This is a genomic window from Companilactobacillus pabuli (genome assembly GCF_014058425.1).
GTDB classification, from domain to species: Bacteria; Bacillota; Bacilli; order Lactobacillales; family Lactobacillaceae; genus Companilactobacillus; species Companilactobacillus pabuli.
Genome location: NZ_CP049366.1, coordinates 1899823 through 1919597 on the forward strand (window position 1 = coordinate 1899823; position 19775 = coordinate 1919597).

At 35.5% G+C, this 19775-nt stretch carries 18 protein-coding genes; 5 read left to right on the plus strand and 13 right to left on the minus strand.

The features are described from left to right. Positions 1-242 precede the first annotated feature (242 nt). On the plus strand, positions 243-1055 hold the full coding sequence (locus G6534_RS09270) for a hypothetical protein (RefSeq protein WP_059075023.1): 813 nt from the start codon (positions 243-245) through the stop codon (positions 1053-1055). A 19-nt stretch (positions 1056-1074) separates the two neighbouring features. Here the strand turns inward: G6534_RS09270 and G6534_RS09275 are convergent, their stop codons facing one another. Both G6534_RS09275 and G6534_RS09280 read right to left on the minus strand, forming a co-directional pair. Continuing rightward, on the minus strand, positions 1075-1677 hold the full coding sequence (locus G6534_RS09275) for an alpha/beta hydrolase (RefSeq protein ID WP_059075024.1): 603 nt from the start codon (positions 1675-1677) through the stop codon (positions 1075-1077). A 9-nt stretch (positions 1678-1686) separates the two neighbouring features. Then, positions 1687-2352 (minus strand): type 1 glutamine amidotransferase, encoded by a 666-nt coding sequence (locus tag G6534_RS09280; protein WP_059075025.1) that lies wholly within the window; start codon positions 2350-2352, stop codon positions 1687-1689. Positions 2353-2556: 204 nt separating this feature from the next. Here G6534_RS09280 and G6534_RS09285 point away from each other — a divergent pair, with 204 nt between their 5' ends. Beyond that, complete coding sequence (locus G6534_RS09285; protein ID WP_182082627.1) at positions 2557-3147, plus strand: hypothetical protein; 591 nt, start codon at positions 2557-2559, stop codon at positions 3145-3147. Between the two features lie 40 nt (positions 3148-3187). On the opposite strand, the gene G6534_RS09290 is transcribed toward G6534_RS09285, so the two are convergent. From G6534_RS09290 to G6534_RS09300, 3 genes are all read right to left on the minus strand, one after another. Next, positions 3188-4204, minus strand: a complete 1017-nt coding sequence (locus G6534_RS09290; RefSeq protein ID WP_182082628.1) for a helix-turn-helix transcriptional regulator — start codon at positions 4202-4204, stop codon at positions 3188-3190. Positions 4205-4251: 47 nt separating this feature from the next. Beyond that, positions 4252-4947, minus strand: a complete 696-nt coding sequence (locus tag G6534_RS09295; RefSeq protein ID WP_059075027.1) for a helix-turn-helix domain-containing protein — start codon at positions 4945-4947, stop codon at positions 4252-4254. A gap of 234 nt (positions 4948-5181) precedes the next feature. After that, positions 5182-5943 carry a glycosyltransferase family 2 protein gene (locus G6534_RS09300; RefSeq protein WP_238788887.1) on the minus strand — a complete coding sequence of 254 codons (762 nt, stop codon included), beginning with the start codon at positions 5941-5943 and terminating at the stop codon, positions 5182-5184. 64 nt (positions 5944-6007) lie between these two features. Between G6534_RS09300 and G6534_RS09305 the strand changes: the two genes are divergently transcribed. The 3 genes from G6534_RS09305 to G6534_RS09315 all read left to right on the plus strand — a co-directional run bounded on the left by G6534_RS09305 (position 6008) and on the right by G6534_RS09315 (position 10541). After that, positions 6008-6760: a tyrosine-protein phosphatase gene (locus tag G6534_RS09305; protein WP_059075030.1), complete on the plus strand. Its 753-nt coding sequence runs from the start codon at positions 6008-6010 to the stop codon at positions 6758-6760. Between the two features lie 368 nt (positions 6761-7128). Further along, positions 7129-8451, plus strand: coding sequence for a zinc-ribbon domain-containing protein (locus G6534_RS09310; RefSeq protein ID WP_182082629.1), 1323 nt, complete (start codon positions 7129-7131; stop codon positions 8449-8451). Between the two features lie 161 nt (positions 8452-8612). Further along, positions 8613-10541, plus strand: a complete 1929-nt coding sequence (locus G6534_RS09315) for a hypothetical protein (RefSeq protein ID WP_182082630.1) — start codon at positions 8613-8615, stop codon at positions 10539-10541. Positions 10542-10962: 421 nt separating this feature from the next. On the opposite strand, the gene G6534_RS09320 is transcribed toward G6534_RS09315, so the two are convergent. The 8 genes from G6534_RS09320 to G6534_RS09355 form a co-directional block, all read right to left on the minus strand. Further along, entirely contained in the window at positions 10963-11706 is a 744-nt protein-coding gene (locus tag G6534_RS09320; protein ID WP_059075033.1) for a glycerophosphodiester phosphodiesterase family protein, read from the minus strand. 117 nt (positions 11707-11823) lie between these two features. After that, positions 11824-12984 carry an N-acetylglucosamine-6-phosphate deacetylase gene (gene nagA / locus G6534_RS09325; RefSeq protein ID WP_059075034.1) on the minus strand — a complete coding sequence of 387 codons (1161 nt, stop codon included), beginning with the start codon at positions 12982-12984 and terminating at the stop codon, positions 11824-11826. A 136-nt stretch (positions 12985-13120) separates the two neighbouring features. Further along, positions 13121-14281, minus strand: coding sequence for an N-acetylglucosamine-6-phosphate deacetylase (nagA, locus tag G6534_RS09330; protein WP_059075035.1), 1161 nt, complete (start codon positions 14279-14281; stop codon positions 13121-13123). Positions 14282-14393: 112 nt separating this feature from the next. Continuing rightward, positions 14394-15566, minus strand: coding sequence for an SIS domain-containing protein (locus tag G6534_RS09335; RefSeq protein WP_059075036.1), 1173 nt, complete (start codon positions 15564-15566; stop codon positions 14394-14396). A 27-nt stretch (positions 15567-15593) separates the two neighbouring features. After that, the gene (locus G6534_RS09340; protein ID WP_059075037.1) at positions 15594-17609 is read right to left on the minus strand and encodes a hypothetical protein; all 2016 of its coding nucleotides are present in this window, start codon (positions 17607-17609) and stop codon (positions 15594-15596) included. Next, a complete protein-coding gene (locus G6534_RS09345) occupies positions 17602-18024 on the minus strand; it encodes a PTS sugar transporter subunit IIA (RefSeq protein ID WP_059075038.1) in 423 nt (140 codons plus the stop codon). Before G6534_RS09345 ends, G6534_RS09340 begins: the two co-directional genes overlap by 8 nt. A 13-nt stretch (positions 18025-18037) precedes the next feature. Next, a complete protein-coding gene (locus G6534_RS09350; protein ID WP_182082631.1) occupies positions 18038-18856 on the minus strand; it encodes a PTS system mannose/fructose/sorbose family transporter subunit IID in 819 nt (272 codons plus the stop codon). Beyond that, positions 18843-19775, minus strand: a complete 933-nt coding sequence (locus G6534_RS09355; RefSeq protein ID WP_059075040.1) for a PTS mannose/fructose/sorbose/N-acetylgalactosamine transporter subunit IIC — start codon at positions 19773-19775, stop codon at positions 18843-18845. The genes G6534_RS09350 and G6534_RS09355 overlap by 14 nt, the downstream gene beginning before the upstream one ends.

A 19775-nucleotide genomic window follows, 5' to 3' on the forward strand; every position in this document is an offset into this window, starting at 1 on the left:
TTATTCTAAGCAACAAGTTGCTAAGAATAATTTCACTACTGAGCTAATTTTCTTTGCTATTCCAGACTAGATAGTGGTTCTATATTTTTTTTGATCAAACAAATAAACATCAATTCATATAAATCGCTAATCGACTATATCTGAATTGATGTTTTTTATTTTTGTGTAGTTTCTTTAGATTACCATATTATGCTACTAGTCCCCATATAATGGAACTATAAAACAAATGGAGGCTTGCGTATATGACAACATTCTATATCAAAAACACAAACAAAAAGGAATTAGATCTAGTAACTGCTCTCAATCTTGCTAAACCTTTTGACACCATCAAATTGGCTGATGGCGATTACTTCTCTGATGATGAACCTTACTATTTCAATTTGAAAAAAAGTATCAATATCATCGGTGACAATTCCAATAATCGTGCGATAAAACTCCATGCATATCTTTTGATTGGCAATGATGTTCAAATTATTCTAAAAAACATGACCATTTCATCTGGTCAAAGTCCGATGAATACCGTTGGTATATACGATGACGCCCATTTTTATGCTGAAAACGTTCGTTTCTTACATCCTCTTAACAACAATTGGAATACGATTTTTTGTAAAAATGCCTCTTTTGCACTTTATGATTCCGTCGTTTCAACTGCTGATATCGAAACTGCTGGTCTATATCTCGAAAACTGCCCTAATTTACTCGTCAATGATACAATCAACACGCTCTATTTAAAAAATTCAAATTGTAAGCAAAAAGACTGCCTGATCAATCATTCGATTGGCGTTGATTTCCAATCATCATTAACTTTTATTCGCATGACTATAAATGCCAATGATGAATGTCCCGACAGCGATTTTTATGCTCTCAATAATTCAATCGTTGAAGGCCGTTACCTTGCTTTTACCACTGATTCACCAATTGTCGATGTCGTATCAAGTTCATTTGCCAGTCGTAACTTTTATTCTGACGTCAATAAAATTCAATGGAATATCGATGACGAATCTACTGTACGTGTCGATGGATATCCTCCATACAATAATCGTTCATTCGATTAATAACAAAAACAGCCGAATTTTACGATTCGACTGTTTTTTGCATCCAATTATCTAAAAAAGCTAATTGTTCTTTTGTATGAAACCAATGTTCTCCATTTTTCATTATCGTTACATGAGCGTTATGATTCTCGATAAAATCATTCAAAACTTCATTTGAAGTATGATCATCTTTTTGACCATAGAGAATTTCGGTTTCTGTTTGCCAAGTGATTGGATGCTCTCTAACAAACTGTAAATACTTCCACGATAAAGTCTTACGACCTAAAGTGATTTCTTGTTGATTCTTTAAATCTATTTCAGTTAAATTATTTTCCTTGAGTGTATCGGTGATTGATTTTTCCATATCTAAAATTGGCGAAATAAACAAAGCCCTTTTGATTGGTAAATTTTGCAAGGCTAACATCGAGAAGTAAACGCCAATACTATTAGCCAGCAAAAATATTTGGTCATATTTTGACGTTAATTTCTCATAAGTCTCGCGTACTTGCTTCTCAACAATCCAAGGTAAATATTCTCGATAATCAACGCCAATCATTTTAAAACCAGGGCAATTTTTCTTAAAACGCTCTGCTTCTAAAGCACTGCCACCTTTACCATGAACGTAAATAATTGCTTTTTTCAAAATGCCACCTCAGTTTGTAATGTAATCTAACATGCGGTCTAAAATCAACTTATTCTCTGCAGGTACTGGTGTATTCAAAATATTCTCACCTGATTGATTCAAAACTGAACCTTCAAGATATGGAAAATCATTCACTACCATTTCACGCACATTATCAGCTTTAGGTTCAATGTGAAATTGCAAGCCGATGATTCGATGATTCATAACAAAACCCTGGTTTTTGACCTTATCACTTGAGAATAATAATTTAGCATTCTCTGGGATTTCAAACATCTCTTCATGCCAATGCAAAACTGTCATTTTTTCAGGGATACCAAAGATTGCTTCATTTTGTCGATAGACTGGTGCCCAACCTACTTCTTTAGCTGGAGCCTTTTTGATTTCCTTACCTAACGTCTTCGCAATTTGTTGAGCACCAAAGCAAGCACCGAATAGTGGCTTGTTTTGAGCCAATAAATCCTTAATCAATTGACGTTCTTGCTTTATCCAAGGTAAATCATCATTAGGGCTCATTGGTCCGCCAAGAATAACTAGCATATCTGTCTGTTCAGCAGATGGTAAATGTCCGAATTGATAAGGGTGATAGATATACATTTGATGCCCATGTTCTTGTGACCAATCTTGGATCATTCCAGGACCTTCATTTGGAGTATGTTGCAATACATTTATTCTCATAGGAATTCCTTTCAGACAACGGCAATGTTTGGTCTGGGTATCGCCTGCAACTGCCCAATATGCAATTATTATAGCATGGTAAAAAAAATAATATTTAATTTAACTTTATTCAAGTAATGGCTTTAGAGTGACATATTATGACATGCCTACGTGTTATTCTAAAAACGTAAATCGATAAAAATTATTACTTGGGGGAATATTTATATGACAAATGCAAAATTTATTTCGATAGATAGCTGGGAAATCTGGGACGTTCCTAACGATGATTTAACTGGTATGACACCAGATGACCGTGAAAAGGCCTTTGGTGCAAACTATCAACCAAATCATTTTCCTATGGATAAATTAACTGGCGATATCGATGAACGTTTAAAAAACACAAAATACGTTATTATCGGTATGAATCAAGGAAATGCCGCTATTAATCAAGACCCAGATAAATTGTTCTTAAACTTCCATGGGAAAAAAGGCAGTATGGATTATCGTTTAGCTGCTGCTTTATACAACACTGATCTTTGGGGCTCTTTCATGACTGATGTATCACATGTTATTGAAAGTTCAAGTAAGAATGTTAATATCACACAAGATGACGTTATCAATCTTGAAAATCATCTAGATAACCTTGGTATTTCAAAGGACGCTACTTTAGTTGCCCTAGGTGGAAATGTAAATAAAGCTTTGACTAATTACGCTAAGCGTCCCGTAAAAACCATGTACCATTATTCAGGAAGTAATAATCATTACTGGAAAGCCGACATAGTTCACAAGCAAGTAATGAATATTTTAGAAAAATAATCTTCAAAAAAATCGTTTGGATTAACTTCCAAACGATTTTTTATTTTTCATACAATTTCATGGTATCAGCCAAACGCTGTTTAACTTCTTTAATTAATGAATTAGGTCCCAAAACTTTCAATTGATTCCCCTGACTAAAGATCCACAACAACGCTCCTTCAGTAAAAATACTACCTTCAATGATGACACTATTTTCCTTTTTCTCCACAATCCTAGAACCTGGTAATTTATCCAAGGCAGTCTGTGGATAACTGAAGTATTCAAAACGATAATTGACATCATTGCCCATCTTTAATAAATGAGTCTTATTCAACATCGTTCCTTCATCAACTTTTTTTGAATAAGGAATATTAATGGCTCTTTTACTTGAGCTAATTGGAAACTCGAATCTATCTAAACGAAAAATTCGTGGATTGTCTTTTGGATCAGCATCCTTTAAAACATAAATCATCACGTAATAATATGAGGTGTCAAAATACATATTGATAGGAACCCCAATAATATCTTTTGAAGCATCACTGCCTTGACGACTACTGTGATATTTAAAAGTGACGGATCTCTTTTTCAAAATACATTCCGACAAACGCCTAATTCGTTCACGTAAGTCATCACTAACTTTAACCGGTTTGTATTCAGCCATCGTAGCGGATAATAGAATTTTAATATTACGATAAGCACTATCATCAACTAAGTCTAAAATATCACTGGAAAAATCTTTTAATTCTTCTTTTGAAAAAGCTCTAGTTCCTATCAGCATCTTTAAGAGTGCTATCGCATCAGCACCGTCAATCACACCTTCTCGACTAATGTGATATTCAGAATTAGTTTTATCCAAAATTAACTGTCGATTTGGCATTTGTTGGGCCAAAATTCTTCTGATAAGTTTAAAATCTTTTTGAATAGCAGTTTTATTGGCTTCATAATGATCAGTTGCCCAATCCATTGTCATTGTTTCATGATTTAAAAATCGTGTAAAAATATTCAAGATTCGATAACGACTACCACTTTTTTCAATATCTTGATATTCAGGATCTAATTTCTCTTTATCAGCTTCCATTTTAAATCCCCCTGTCAGTTTGATTATATATTATCGAACCCCTTAAATTAGTAAAAATCACCATGACTTTCTAAATTAGTTCGTGAAATTTTTATTTCCTTTTTACTTTCACTTAAATTAGTCAATTTATCAATCGGATAAACAATATTACGATTAATATCCCCAGCCACATACATCAATACAAAACAATCACGGTTTCTGACAAAAATACTTAAAGGTACGCCATCCAAACTACAATCAGCCGACGCATCTGTGAAATGAATTGTCTTATGATCAATAGTCCAAATCAAAAATTTCTTTACCCGTGGCAAAATATCCTTTTTATTAGACAAGGCCATATAACTTTCCTTAGCATTTAATAAAGCTGGTCCTAATTGTCGACGTTTAGAAGTAGCCACTAAATCAGTTATTCCCTTCGACACTTTGTTAAGTGAATCCGAATTAATATCTGGAATGTTACCTGCCAAAGTCATCAGAACTAACAACGCTTCTTCTAAAGTCAAAATTCCATTATCAAAAATATTATAGTTATTGTGGCTTTCATTATATTTTAATTCAAAACGGTAATTGGCCAAATCTTTGTCTGCCAAAACATGTCTGATTGAACTAATATCTCTCAAGATGGTTCTCTTAGAAACACCATAAGTTTCGGCAGTTTCTTTTACATTAATTTTCTCACCAAAAAACATTCTGAATGCAATAATAAGAGCACGTTCTTTACTGTTAACATCTTTATTAGTCAATGTTCGACATCCCCCTCTTTGATCATTTCAAATTCTATCATTGAGGTCCGTCATATTATGACATTTGGATGTTACTTGACTAACAGTCCCATTATTTATTTAAATTACTTTCAATCTTTAAGTAACAAAAATTTCCTTTGTAAGCATTTTCATCCAACAAAATGTTATTCTTAAGATGATTGATGGCATACAAAAAGCCAAGCACTCGGCTCGACTTACCTATTAATATATATATTAAATCTGTTTTTTCTCATTTCGAGTGCTTTCTCGAATGGTTTTATAAACTTTCATTCTAGCGACACCAATATCTCTGACATTTTCCATAGCAAAACGATTAGTAATGCTTTCCTTGCGGGAAATATAATGATACAGTGGCAAATTATCAAGGTAGAACTTTCTAGCATGAGCTGCATATTCGACATTAAAAACTTGATCTTCCATCAAATCCAAATCAGTCTGAAACATCAACTTATGCTCTTCAATGATTGAACGGACGTAAGCTTTGTTCCATGTGTAACCCATAACTGTACCTGTCATCTTGATAATGAGCTTAGTAGCTTCTTCACGACCAACGATACTAGTTTGACGCTTGGTAAATTTATTTTTGACTTTGCCACTTTCAGTTTCGTTAAAGAAACCGCAAGTTACCATATCAACATCTTGATCTGAAAAAACGTCTAAAAAATGTTCGACATAATCAGGTTCGACCCAATCATCGCCGTCGATAAAAGTTAAAAATTCACCATCGGCATTTTTTAGACCTGTATTTCTAGCAGTTGAAACGCCAAAATTTTGAGCGTGGCAAATAACCGAAATCCAATCATATTTTTGAGCATAAGAACGGATTATCTTTTGAGTTTGATCTGTAGAGCAATCGTCCACAATAATTAAATCAAAATTTCGATTAGTTTGAGCAATCACTGAATCGATCGAGCTGGAAATATAATCAGCTACATTATAAGCTGTCATAATAATTGAAAGTTTATTTCTCACCATAAATCACCTTATTATTATAATACTTCTAATGACCTAAAATACGCAACGACCAGGGGAGGACAAAATGAAACGTATACTAAATCTCGAAGGTGCAATAAATTTACGTGAACTAGGTGGATATCCCACTAAAGATGGAACGACAATTAAATATAATAAACTCTTACGTTCAGGGGATATAAGTAATCTAACAGGAAAATCTTTAAGATACCTTAAAAATTACGGATTACGGTATGTAGTCGACTTTCGTTCCAACAGCGAACAACGGACTTGGGCTGATACTACTTCTGACTTTTACAAAATATATTCCGACCCTGTTTATCCACTCAAAGGTAACGGCGACAAGTTAGCTATGATGATCAATCACGACAATTATTCTTATTTAGGTATGATTTATCAAAGCGTTGTCCTCGATAAACACGGTCAACAAGCTTACAAAATTTTATTTGATTTAATGTTGCACAATGATCAACCAAAGCAATCACTGCTCTTTCACTGTGCGGCTGGAAAAGACCGGACCGGAATTGGCGCTTTGTTAGTCTTAAAAGCCTTAGATGTAGACGAAGAGACTATCACCAAAGATTATTTATTAACTAACTTAATGTATGACGACATCGATACGATTGAAAATACTTTAAATGACGAAAACGGTAATCAAGATATTAACAAGATGAACATGACTAAGGCTGACTTGGCTAGTATTACTTCTGTCTTTAGAGCTATCGAACACTATTATGGAACCTTTGATAATTATTTGGATAAAGCTTTAGGCGTTGATGCTGCTAAATTAAAACAATTAAAGTCAATTTATACTGAATAATCAACAAGTTAATATCCACTTATATCAAACTAGATTGGCACTGAGGAATTAGGTTTCGTTATAATACAACTACGGGAGAGACGAACCTCACCTCTTACTCAAAAATCCAGCCTGTTCTCTCCCGCTACCGATTTGCAACATTTCCATACCTTGAAGTTTGACTAATACAAAACCTACAATCGTTTTCCTCACTCATTTCCCGATGTGTGAGGTTTTTTTATTTATTTAAGCAAAGTCTAAGAATATTTTGTATAATTAAGTTTCGGATATACAACATGTGACGTTTTTGTGAACTTTCCGGGGAATGTCTTCCTATGATAGAGGTTGTCTTGTATACTTATTTTGTCAACATAATGGAGGAATGAATAATGTTTTGTCCAAATTGTGGTCATAAAGTCGATCCAGATCAAAAATTTTGTGATAATTGCGGCTACGCCCTAAAGAAGAAAAAGACTGAAACTACTAATCAAGTAAAAGATGATGACACTATCCGCTCATTGTCAGATATTGAAAATGAATTAAATCAAGAAGATAAATCAGAAAAAGAATCTGAAGCTCCATTACAACAAGCTCCTGCTCAACAAAGAGAATATGGTTCTTTTGACCATCCTAAGGTCCAACGTCCAGATCCTGAACCTGAGATGAAAACTTATAGCAAATCTGGTAATACTACTTCACACCCATCTTCATTTGCTAAATCTAGTGCCGATGAACCTTTAGATGATAAGACTCAAGTTTATAGCAAGAATGACTTTAATCCCATTTCTCAAAAGCCTTACAAAAAGACTCAAGAACATGAAACTGATTACCATTCTTACGAAGATCCTATCAAAGACCCAATCAAAGATCCTTTCGCACCAACAGAAAATGAGAGACGTGCTGCAGAGGCTAAGAAAAAGGCTGAACAAACTGACCCTAATGATGGTTTTATCCATAACATGATCAAATTTGCGAAAAATAATGCTTATATCAGTATCTTTGCAGTCATCATTACGGCTATTTTGTTAGTTGTTAAAAGAAACTACGGTTATATTGCCTTAGCCATCGTTATTATTTTGTGGTTCCTACTTTCACAACTCCGTCATGGTAATGAAGTTGGAGCAAATAAAGCTCTCAAACACGAGACTTCTTTTAATAAAGATTCTAATGATGATCATCCTGATACGACTGCTCAAACAACTCATAAGCAAAAACCTAAATACGAAACTGCCGCTGACCGTCTCAAACCAAATCATAAGACAACAGCTCAAAAGGCTATCATTGTGTCATCAATAATTGGTTTCATCGCTTCAATCGGCGGACCTTTCTTAGATGGTTTCTCTCTTTCAGCAACAATTACTAGTGCTGCTAGTCGGACTAGTGCTTACGTTGCTCAGCCTGTTTGGATTACCAATGGTGTGTCTGCTATTCGTTTGATTTGTTTCTTGTCACCAGTCATTGCCTTGATTGCAGCTTGCTTCAGATCACGTGGAACGATTCGCTTGGTTAGATTATTCACCTTCTTACCTTCAATCCTCTATGCTGCTTTGTATGTAGTGATTACCTTCGGTTATGTCAACTCATCAATGATTACCGGCCAAGTAGTTGCATCTACTGGTAAATCATTAGGAACTAGTTTTTACGTTCTCTTGATTACTTCAGTTATTTCATTGATTATGGCTTACACTTTACGTCCAAAAGTAAAAATGTAATTAAAAACATATTTCAAAAAAAGAGCTTACGATGTCTATTCGTAAGCTCTTTTGTTATTTATATTTGATTATTAAAAATTAAATTGCAAACTAGACTATCTTATAATCATGATGTTTTATATAATACTGAATTGGTATAGACAATTGAGGAGAAAAATATTATGACGACCGCACTTTTCAAATTTCTGCTATTTTTAACGATCATCATTGCACCACTTGCTTATCAATCAACAGTACAAAATACTTCGGCAGATACCACTGATTTACAAACGTATGAGCAAGTTCGCCCACCTTTTACTCCTTCACCAGATCCTATTAAAAGGGGGATTTTTTATACACAAGGGGGATTCAAAAAAAATTATTACACATTTAAATCTTTAACTATTAATGACGATTTCACTTTAAATTTACAAGCTGTTCGTCCTCCTCTACCTGCATTTCTAACTTATTCTTGGTGGATTTCTGATAACAAGACAGACTGGCGTCCGATTTCTAACAACAAAACCGGTAATTTAAAGATCAATACTTCAAGAAAAGGAATTAAATATTATCAAGTTAAAGCTGTATATAAAGCTTTTGCTGGTTATACAATTCATGGGCCTTATTATTCAAAAATAATCAAAGTGGCAATCAATGAAAAGCCGATTGATACAGAAGATCTATCTATTGAAACTAGTTCTCCTTATTTGTTAAACATTGGTAATTCAGTTTTAGATAACGCCATTTACGCTACAAGTTCTAGAAATCCTGAAGAAGCCACTGACCCCATAATATGGTCAACTAGTGATGATACTATAGCTCATATAAATTCAAATGGCGAAATAACTCCTGTTAGCAATGAATACTCTGGTGATATTTTAATTAAGGCGTTGGTAAAAAATTCTATCAATAAGAAAACCAAGATTGCTCAAAAGGAAATTCGTGTTGGTGGCGGATTAGATGATATTAACGCCAAATTAGGTGACAATGTGACTTTTAAAATTCAGGGATTATCTGATGATAAACGCGATGATGCTGATGACGTTTCTATTAATTGGTTTCAAAAGAAATCCGTCCATGGCAATTGTATCAAATTGCCTCATAGTAATACTACTGAGTTAACTTTGAATAATTTGAAATCTAATCTCGATGGATCAATGTATTATGCAGTTTTTTCTTATACGGATGAATATCATAAGAAAAAAACCTTTCAAACAAACGAGGCTCAATTGACAATTTCCAACTCTATTATTGGTATCGACAATCAAATTCAAAACACCAGTAATAAAGATGATCCGTTAGATACGAAAACCAACCTAGCCAATGTTTCTAAAGACGATAAACTAACTTATACACTTCATTTATCTAATGCCAATAAAACTAATCTAAAAGATCAAACTTTGGTTATTCCATTACCACTACAAGTGGATATTACTAATCTAAAAATCAATGATGATCAACACATTGAATATAAGCTTCAAACTGAAAGCCTAAAAGAGAAAAAATTAATTCTTGATTTGGCTAAATTTAAAGATAATGAAGATTTAAATATCGAATTGAATTTAAATGTAGGGAAAATCTCAAACAATTTTGAATTTAAATCAACTCCCGTGATTTACGGAACATATCTTGATAGCGATAATGATAATAGTTATCACAACAATGGAACCACAGTATCCCTTCATTTCATAACAAACATGTTATTCCCAACAATTCATGATATTACTTTTAGTCCTATTCAAACGTATGTCCCAAATTCTTTAATCTATCGTCTGAATGATACTAACGCTCCAAACAACATCATTGACTTTGACGACCAGCGCCGGAGTTTTAATTCTGTTCAAATACAAGTAGCTCAGGAAAATCCTTTTCATGATGAGAAAAAGAATCTTTATTTACCGGCAACATTACAACTCCATGATCCTACAAATAATACCTTTACAGATATTTCAAACAATCCCACTTCCGTAGCTACCTCAGCAAAAAATCAACAGCTTCACTACTTAAATTGGAGCAAAGATGAGGGCCTACTCTTAAGACTCAAACCGGGATCAATACGGCCCGGCAAATATGAAACCAAGCTCAATTGGACCTTCATAGAATCAACTTAATTGTACAAACAGTATGATACCGCCGTTTTTCATTGGATAAGTCTCCAGAATGTTTATACTTAAAAGTAAGGGGAATGGAAATGAACTAAGTAGTTTCCAATCTTCGAAGTCTCGCAAGAGCATACATCTACCAAGACGTCACCGGTTTAAAAGAATCGTAATTAAGGTAGTTGTAGAATGGGATAGTATCAAAAAAATTTGGGTTGAATCGAGATGAGGCAAAATCGAAAACAAATTCGGATTTTGCAGTATCAATCAATGTTAATTCATAAAAATCGTATTTGGAGTAAGCTTCTGCCCCTTTTAATAAACAGTAAGCTATTAATTTTCATAATGAATCCTCCGAAAACACAAATTAGTCTAGACAAAAAGGCCTCAGGATAGTCAGTGTCGTACTGAATCCCGAGGTCATTTTTTGCGTCTATTTTTCTAAGAAGAGCATTCTATCAGCAATATTAGTAATTACACCATCAACGCCCCAGCTCAACAACTCTTGAGCACGATTGATATCGTCAACCGTCCAAACGTTGATTTCGTAACCATAGTCTTTCATTTTCTTAACTTTGGCTTCAGTCAAACCATTACTGTCTGGATGAATAATTTTAGCATGGCAAGCTTGCATTACTAAATTCCAGTCATCCCCCAAAGTAGCCTTACTGAACAAAACGGCATACTTCAAATCTGGTTTGAGTTGATACATTTTTTCCAACATGATGGGATTAAAACTAGAAATAATCAATTCTACTTGATCATCCAAGCGGTCCAAAGCTTCGGCAAATTTCTCAACTAATTTATCAGCTAAATAATTGGCATTGTCCCCCACAACACCCTTTAGTTCAATATTAGCATTGATTTTGTGGATATTAAGAAAGTCGATTAGTTGGTCCAAGGTAGGTACCTTTTCACCGCGGAATCTTTCGGCAAACCAATAACCAGCATCAGCATTTTTTACTTCGGAACTGTCAACTGTCTCAATCGAACCAGAGATATTAGTCGTTCGGTCTAATTTATCATCATGAATAACAAAGACTTGTTCATCTTTGGTGATACTAAGATCAGTTTCAATCCACTTCACATCACGATCAGCAACAGTATTAAATGATGCCATGGTATTTTCGGGTGCTAAGGTAGGTATTCCTCTATGCGCAACAATTTTTTTTGACATAATAATCCTCCAATAGATAGAGTATACAACAATATGCAAGTAACAAAAAAACCGAGAGTACATTTATATTCTCGGTTTAACAGTCTTTTAAAAAATAATTATCGGTATTCTATCCAATTAAGCTTGGTAACGTGAAACACCATCAAGGTATGTTTCTGATAAGCTCATATCATCGTTCAAAACGATAAAGTCAGCATCACGGCCGTCAGCGATGATACCACATTTATCAAGAACTTTTGAACTCTTAGCTGCTGTGTAACTAGCCATTTCGATAGCTTCTTCATCTGTAGCAATGTTCCAGTCAACAACATTCTTGATAGCTTCATTTAGCATAAGGATTGAACCAGCTAAACTATGTGGTTCTGCCTTTAATCTAGCAGTTCCGTTAGCAACAACAACAGGTAGTTCACCTAGTACGTAGTCACCATCTGGCATCAAACCTGCACGCATACAATCAGTGATCAAAGCAACGTGTTCGGCACCCTTCTTTTCGATTACGATTCTTGCGGCATAAGGATTTACGTGGTGTCCGTCACAAATTAATTCATCATCTACTAAGTGCATTGAAAGAGCTGCACCAACCATACCAGGAACTCTGTGGTTCAAGCCACTCATACCATTATATGTGTGTGTAAATCCAGTAGCACCGGCTTCAACACAGGCTTTAGCTTGTTCAAATGTAGCATCACTGTGACCTAAGTAAACGGCAACGTTGTCAGAAGCAACAGCTTTTGTAAATTCTGCGGCACCTTTTCTTTCAGGAGCGATTGAAATCTTCTTAATCATGCCTTGAGCAGCATCTTGCCAGTCATTAAATTCGTCAACGTCTGGATCTCTGAAGTATTTAGGATTTTGAGCACCCTTGTGTTTTTCTGTATAGAAAGGTCCTTCAAAGTGGATTCCTTGAACTTTAGCACCAGTGATCTTCTTGTAATTATCACCAATTGTGTGGCAAATACTCAAAAGTTGGTCGTGTGAAGCTGTCAAAGTTGTTGGCAACCATGAAGTAACACCAGCTTTTAGTAGACCTTCTGACATTTCGTTCAACTTGTCAAAATCATCATCCATAACATCATGACCTACAAGACCATGAATGTGAGTATCTACAAGTCCAGGAGCGATAAATTTGTCTGAATAATCAACAATTTTACCTTCTGGTTTGTTACCATCGGCTGGAATAAATTTACCAAATTTACCATCGTCAGTAACTTCTAGATAACCCCCATTTTCAGTTGTGTTCTTTAAAAAGAATTTCTTAGCATGAATATAATATGACATCGTTTTTCCTCCTTAATTTACTCCATAATTATAACACTCTATTTGGTCTATACCTTGTATTCGACCCTAAAAAAAATCCCTTTTCGAAAGTTATATGAAAGGCTTTCACATATCAATCAATAAGGGATTACTGTATCTATCTTTGGTAACGGCTTACTCCGTCCAAATATGTTTCGCTTAATTCCATGTCTTCATCTAATACAATAAAGTCTGCATCACGGCCTTGTGCGATAATACCACATTTGTCATCAATATAAGTACTCTTAGCTGGTACATAACTACCCATTTTGACTGCTTGAGCTGGTGTTGCAATATCCCAATCAACAACGTTTTTAACGCCTTGTTTCAATTGCAAAATACTTCCGGCTAAATTGTGTGATTCGTCTTTAAGTCTAGCCGTACCGTTTTCAACGATAACTGGCAATTCACCTAAAACATAATCACCTTCTGGCATCAAACCGGCTCTCATACAATCTGTAATCAAAGCAACGTGGTCAGGTGTTTGAGCGTTAATCAACATCTTAACAGAGAACGGATGAACGTGGTGACCATCACAGATCAACTCATCATAAATTCCATCCAAGCCCATAGCTGCACCGGCAACTCCTGGTTCACGATGTGTGAAACCTCTCATACCATTAAAGGCATGTGTGAAGACGCTAGCTCCAGCTTCAACAGCTTTTTTAACTTGAGCAAAAGTTGCATTCGTGTGACCAATAGCAACTGCTACATCGTTAGCTGTAACTTCTTTAATAAAATCAAGTGCACCATCACGTTCGGCAGCAATCGAGATCTTCTTGATGATTCCATGAGCAGCTTCTTGCCAATCATCGAATTCTTCAACACTTGGATCTCTAAAGTACTTAGGATTTTGAGCACCTTTATGTTCTTCTGTATAAAATGGGCCTTCAAGATGAATACCTTGAATCTTAGCACCAGTAGCTTTTTGGTAATTGTCACCAATTGTTTTACATACGTTTAAGAACTCTTCGTGTGAAGCTGTCAATGTTGTTGGCAACCATGAAGTAACACCTGTCTTAAGTAAACCTTCTGACATTTCGTTGATACCTTCAAAGTCATTATCCATAACATCATGACCGCAAGTTCCATGAATATGTGTGTCGACTAGACCTGGGGCGATGAATTTATCTGAGTAATCGACAACTTTGCCTGCTGGCTTTCCATCTTCTTCAGTGAAGTATTTACCAAACTTACCGTCGTCAGTGATTTCTAGATAACCACCGTGTTCAGTAGTATTGTGTAAAAAGAATTTCTTAGCATGAATATAGTACGTCATTTCCACATCTCCTCCAAATATATAAAGTATTATAGCACCGAGAATCGGTCTATACCATACCTTTTGCAACAAAAGGTTGAAACAAATTAATGTCTCAACCTTTTAAAAGTTTTTATTCGTAATCGTGAATCGTTACACCTTTAACAACACGGTTAACAGTACCACTAGCTGATGGTGTATCAGGAGTGTTATTAACCTTGATTGAGTTCATCAATGCAAATGTTTGAGCAAATACTACGTCAGGCAATGCTTGATAAAGTTCTGGAAGATCCTTGTCTCCAGCTTCAATAAAGAAGTTGTCGCCCGAGAAGTCGTTGTCATCAGAAGTACCAACACCAACAACCTTTTCGCAGATTTCATCACCTTTGATTTCTTCCAAAATATCAACATCGTATTGGCGAGTGTATTTATCATTGCTTAAGAAATCAAAGACAATTGTTTTACCGTTAACATATGATTTTGGACCATGACGGAATCCCATTGATGAATCAAAGATTGTTGTCAAAGCACCAGCGGTTAGTTCAAGAACCTTCAATTGGGCTTCACGAGTAAGTCCTGAAAGTGAACCACTACCAAGGTAAGTAATACGATCATAGTCTAAGTCAGCATAGGCTTGAATTTCATCTTCACGGCTGATGACTTCTTGACCCATCTTAACCATCGCATCAACCCATGAAGATTTCTTGTCTTCAGCATTTGTATCAAAAATCAATGCGGCCGTTAGAGTCATACAAGAGAAGCTTCCGGTCATGGCAAATCCCTTATCATTTGAAAGTGCTGGTTGAAGAAGCAAAAGGTTAGCGTCTTCAGTTTCAGCTTTCTTTGCTAAATGTCCTTCAGGGGCACAAGTGATAGTGATTTGATACAAATTCTTAATGAGTTTTTCGGCTAATTCAACTGTAGCAACACTTTCTGGTGAGTTACCACTTCTAGCAAATGATACTAAGATAGTTGGATCTTCACTTCTTAGATTGTCTAAAGGAGCAGATACAATATCAGTTGTGGGAATGCTTTCAAAGACAAAACGTGATGTATCGCCAACACGATTCAAATATGGTCTTAAGGTATCACCTACATAAGCTGAAGTACCAGCACCAGTGAAGATAACTCTAATTTTTTGATCCGCAAACTTGTCTGTGATTTGCTTTAAAAAGCTATCTATTTCTGATTTTTTATTAGTGTAGTTTTGGAAAGCCTCTTTCCATAAGTCTGGTTGTTGTTGAATTTCACGGGTTGTAATTTTAGCACCCATTTTTTCTAGTTCTTGATCTGTTTTAGTAAACATGATATTGAAAATCCCTTCTCTATTTATTTAGTCTAAGAATTGAATGTGAACAACTGCTAATTCTTTAACAGTGAAGTCGACGTGATAGATTCCCTTTTTATCCAAAGTGACATCTAAAACTTCATTTTGCATTTGATTGTTTTCATCACGATATGTAATAGAAACTTGCTTGACACTGCGGTCTTTCAAGAAGAAATTAATTCCATCAACATTATCGATTGACCAATTGCTGACAATCATTTGAGTCTGTGCCTCATCGATAACCATCTTGCAATTGTACATGTTGACTAAGTGTGGAACGCTTAACTGTTCTTCAAAGAAATGCTTTATATCACCCTCACGAATATCGGTATATTGCGCTTGCCAACCGTATTTTGGAGAGTCGGTCATTGGGAGGATATAAAATTTGTCATCGCTGACAGTTACTGGACCTAAATTGTTCTCAAAGCGATCGTAAGCATGTGAATGTACTTTAACTTGAGATTGGTATTGGATTCTTACGTAATCGCCAGTGTGAGTTAACATAGTAATTCTTGGATCACTGATTCCTGAAATTGTTGTATCGTCAAATTGTTCAAAGGATTGTTGTCCTGAACGATTCTTAAGTACTTCAATACTTGTTGCATTGATCAAATTCAATAAATGACGATTGTTTAATATAACGACTGCATCCCCATCCAAAAGGACAAAGTTACGCGTTAATAACTGAGTAATTTGTTCATCGCTCAAGGTATTCAAGAAGTTTCCTGTAACAGCGACACATTTATTTTTGATTTCCTGATCAATATAATTTAATGGTTTCGTTGCAATTCCCATTGTGGAAAGAAGTTCTAACCATTGTGTTTGTGATGCTACTAACCCTTCTAGAGTGCCTTCTTCGTCAATTTTTGTTTTTACAACGTCTTGGTTCATCGGTACGATAACGCCGCCACGTTGTTCAATATCGACGCCATGACTGTATAAGAAATCTAAGAATTCTTTATCATCGTCTAATAAGGCGTCATAACGGTAAGTCGGATTGATCCCGTCCCCCATCATACTGAACATGTTAAGCAAAACGCCGTCAGCATGAACTAAACTCGTTGTATCTAATTGAAATTGAGTAAATTTATTTGACTTAGCATAAGGTGAATACAAGAAACTTTCCATTTCTGGATAAATCTTATGTCTGTCGCCAACTTCCGTTCTCGTTGCAACTGTATATTTTTCAAAATCTCTAGCATATTGCTGTGGACTTACTTCGTTGTAAGCGGGCAAATGTGGTCTGGAAACAGCTGGTGTATCTTCACCACTCATTAAGTCCAAGAGTTTTTGCCAGTCACGTCCCTCAAGAGCATGTACCTCTGGCCAAGAACTCATTAGTCCTAACGTTGTGGTTGGTGAAACAGCATGAACTTTTTGTTCAATCATGTGAGCTACATGAAAAATTTCTTTTCGAGCAACTTGTAAATAAGCATCACGGTAAATATTCTCGCCACCAGTGAACATTTTGTGGACGAATTCCTCACGAGACAGGTCAGTTTGTAAGATGTCGTTGTACTGCTTCATATGATCATCGCAGAAACAACCTAATTTGAAGGGTGCGTTCTTGTAATGTCTGAAGTCATCTTCCAGCCATAGTTCATGTGGGTGAATACTTGCCCAGATAGCATAGATATCACTGATATAATCAGCCCAACCACTATATCCAGGACAAGCCATAGATAAACTAGTAACGCCTTGATAATTAACCATTGGCTTGATATCAAGCTCAGGTTTAATGGAAATTCCTCGATCAGAATGATTCATCGTAGTCCACGGATTCAAACTGATTGTCACGCCTAATTCTTTAAGCGACTGACTTATTTCATCAACATTTTTAATTAATTCTTTGGCTTTATCTAAAGTAATATGAGTATCTGACAATTCTTCTTGATTTAGGAAAAAGGCAACATCTGAAATATGAGCTTTTTTGACAAAATCAATCAATCTCTGTTTTTTTTCAGCAGTATAAACATTCTTGTCAACAGCGAGTCTTAATGTATAGCGATAAGAATTATTCATCCTCATCGTCCTCATCAGATTCGGCATTGATAAAGGCGTTAACATCGACGATTCCGTCTTTGCCTTCCTTCATAATGTCGCTAACTTTAATGTCTTGTCCGATAAACTTTTGATTAGCATAGTTAATGACCATTGGTAGATTCAAACCAGACATAACGTGCATTTCAGGATAATCTTGAGTCAAGTTGACAGCGACGTTACCAGGAGTTCCTCCAAGTAGGTCAACAATCAAGAAGACTGGTTCCTTGCCATAATACTTTTTGATCTCAGTTTCTACCTTAGCTTTTAGAGTTTCAGGACCATCTGATTTTTGTAGTCCCAAAGCTACTGTTTCTGGTAGTTCGCCGATAATTAATTCTGCTGATTTTAAAGTTTCAATTGCCATGTTTCCATGACTCATCAAGATTAATGCCATAATTTAAATCCTCCTAGATTTTACCAAGTACGCCGATTGCTGAAAGAATAATAGCTAAAACAATAACAATAAAGATAACCTTTGTAGAAGTCATACCTTTCTTACCTAATAACCAGTATACGAATCCTACAACTAAGGCTGGAACTAACTTAGGAATAATCATATCAATATTATTTTGAACATTTAATGAAACCTTACCCAAGTGAGCAACTAGTGGAACTTGAATATTGATCATACTTGCAATCAAAGCACCAACAACAAAAACACCAAGTAATGTAGCAGCATCTGTTAGAGCATTTAATTGACCTTGCATTTCTGAAACAAGTTTTGTACCTGCTTTATATGCAAAATGAAGTTGTTTCCAACGGAACACACAGATTGCGATGTTAACTGCTAACCATAGGAATAAACCAATAGGATTACCTTGAGCAGCCATTGTAGCAGCAATAGCACCCATGATAGTTGGAACCAAAGCGGCAAAAAGTGAATCACCAATAGCAGCGAATGGTCCCATAAGACCTGTCTTAATACCGGCAACGGTGTCTAGTGAATCAACACCTTCTTTACCTTCAACAGCTAAATCAATACCAGTAATAATTGTGTTAAAGAAATTACTTGTATTAAAGAATTGGTTATGAGTCTTCATAGCTTCTTTTAGTTCTGGAGTACCATCACCATAGATTTTTCTTAGTTGTGGCAAAATTGTATATAAATAACCTGAAGCTTGCATTCTTTCATAATTCCAACCCATTTGGAATCCAAACAAACTACGTCTGTTGATTTGGTTGAAATCTTTTTTTGTTAATTTATATTCTTCGTTATTCTTCTTCATCACCAGTTACCTCCCCGTTAGCATCTTCGATTTCGTCTTCTTCATCTTCATCGTCAGTTGAAGAATTCTTAGTACCTGCAGCTGGAGCTGAATTTAATTTAGCCATTGATTTCTTATATTCAAGAATAGCAAGGGCACCACCGATTAAAGCAATAGCCAACATTGGTAAAGAATTGAATGTTGTTGTAAATGCCTTACTTGCAGCACCAAGACCTGTACCAAGTGTTTGAATACTTGTAAATACTGTAGATAGTAGAGCTGTAATTGTGAAGCCTAAGATCAAGTAAGCAATGTGCTTCTTAACTGGTAAGTAGTGAAGCAAAATAGCAAAACCAACGGCTGGTAATGTAGCACCGGCTGTTTGTAGACCTGTGTTCAACCATTGTAGATCACCATTTAGATATGTAACCATTGTCTTAACAACACCTTGACCTAGAGCCAAAGCTAGAAATACAGGAATACCACGTGATAAGCACCATGGCAAAGCACCCATGATTGTGTGTCTTTCAATACCCTTGTAGTTGAAGTTTTCAATATCTTTATCAACTTTGTGTTGGAAATAAGTATTAGCAAATCTTGCTAGGATATCAAATGATGTTAACAATGCGGCAACTGGAACACCAATAGCAGCAATGGCTGTAGTAGCTTTCATACCAGTACCGATTGAAAAGGCTGTAGCCAAAACAGTACCTGAATTAGCATCGATCTTTGAAGCACCACCGAAAGTACCAACACCAAGAACTGTTAATTGAAGAGCCGCACCAATAATTAGTCCGGTTTTCATATCGCCCATAATTAAACCAGAAACCATTCCGGCCCAAACGGGTTGACTCAATGATGAGTTCATTTGCAATTCATCATAGATGTTGTACATAGAATATGCCGTTAAAAGCAATATTTGAACAATTGAAAATTCCAT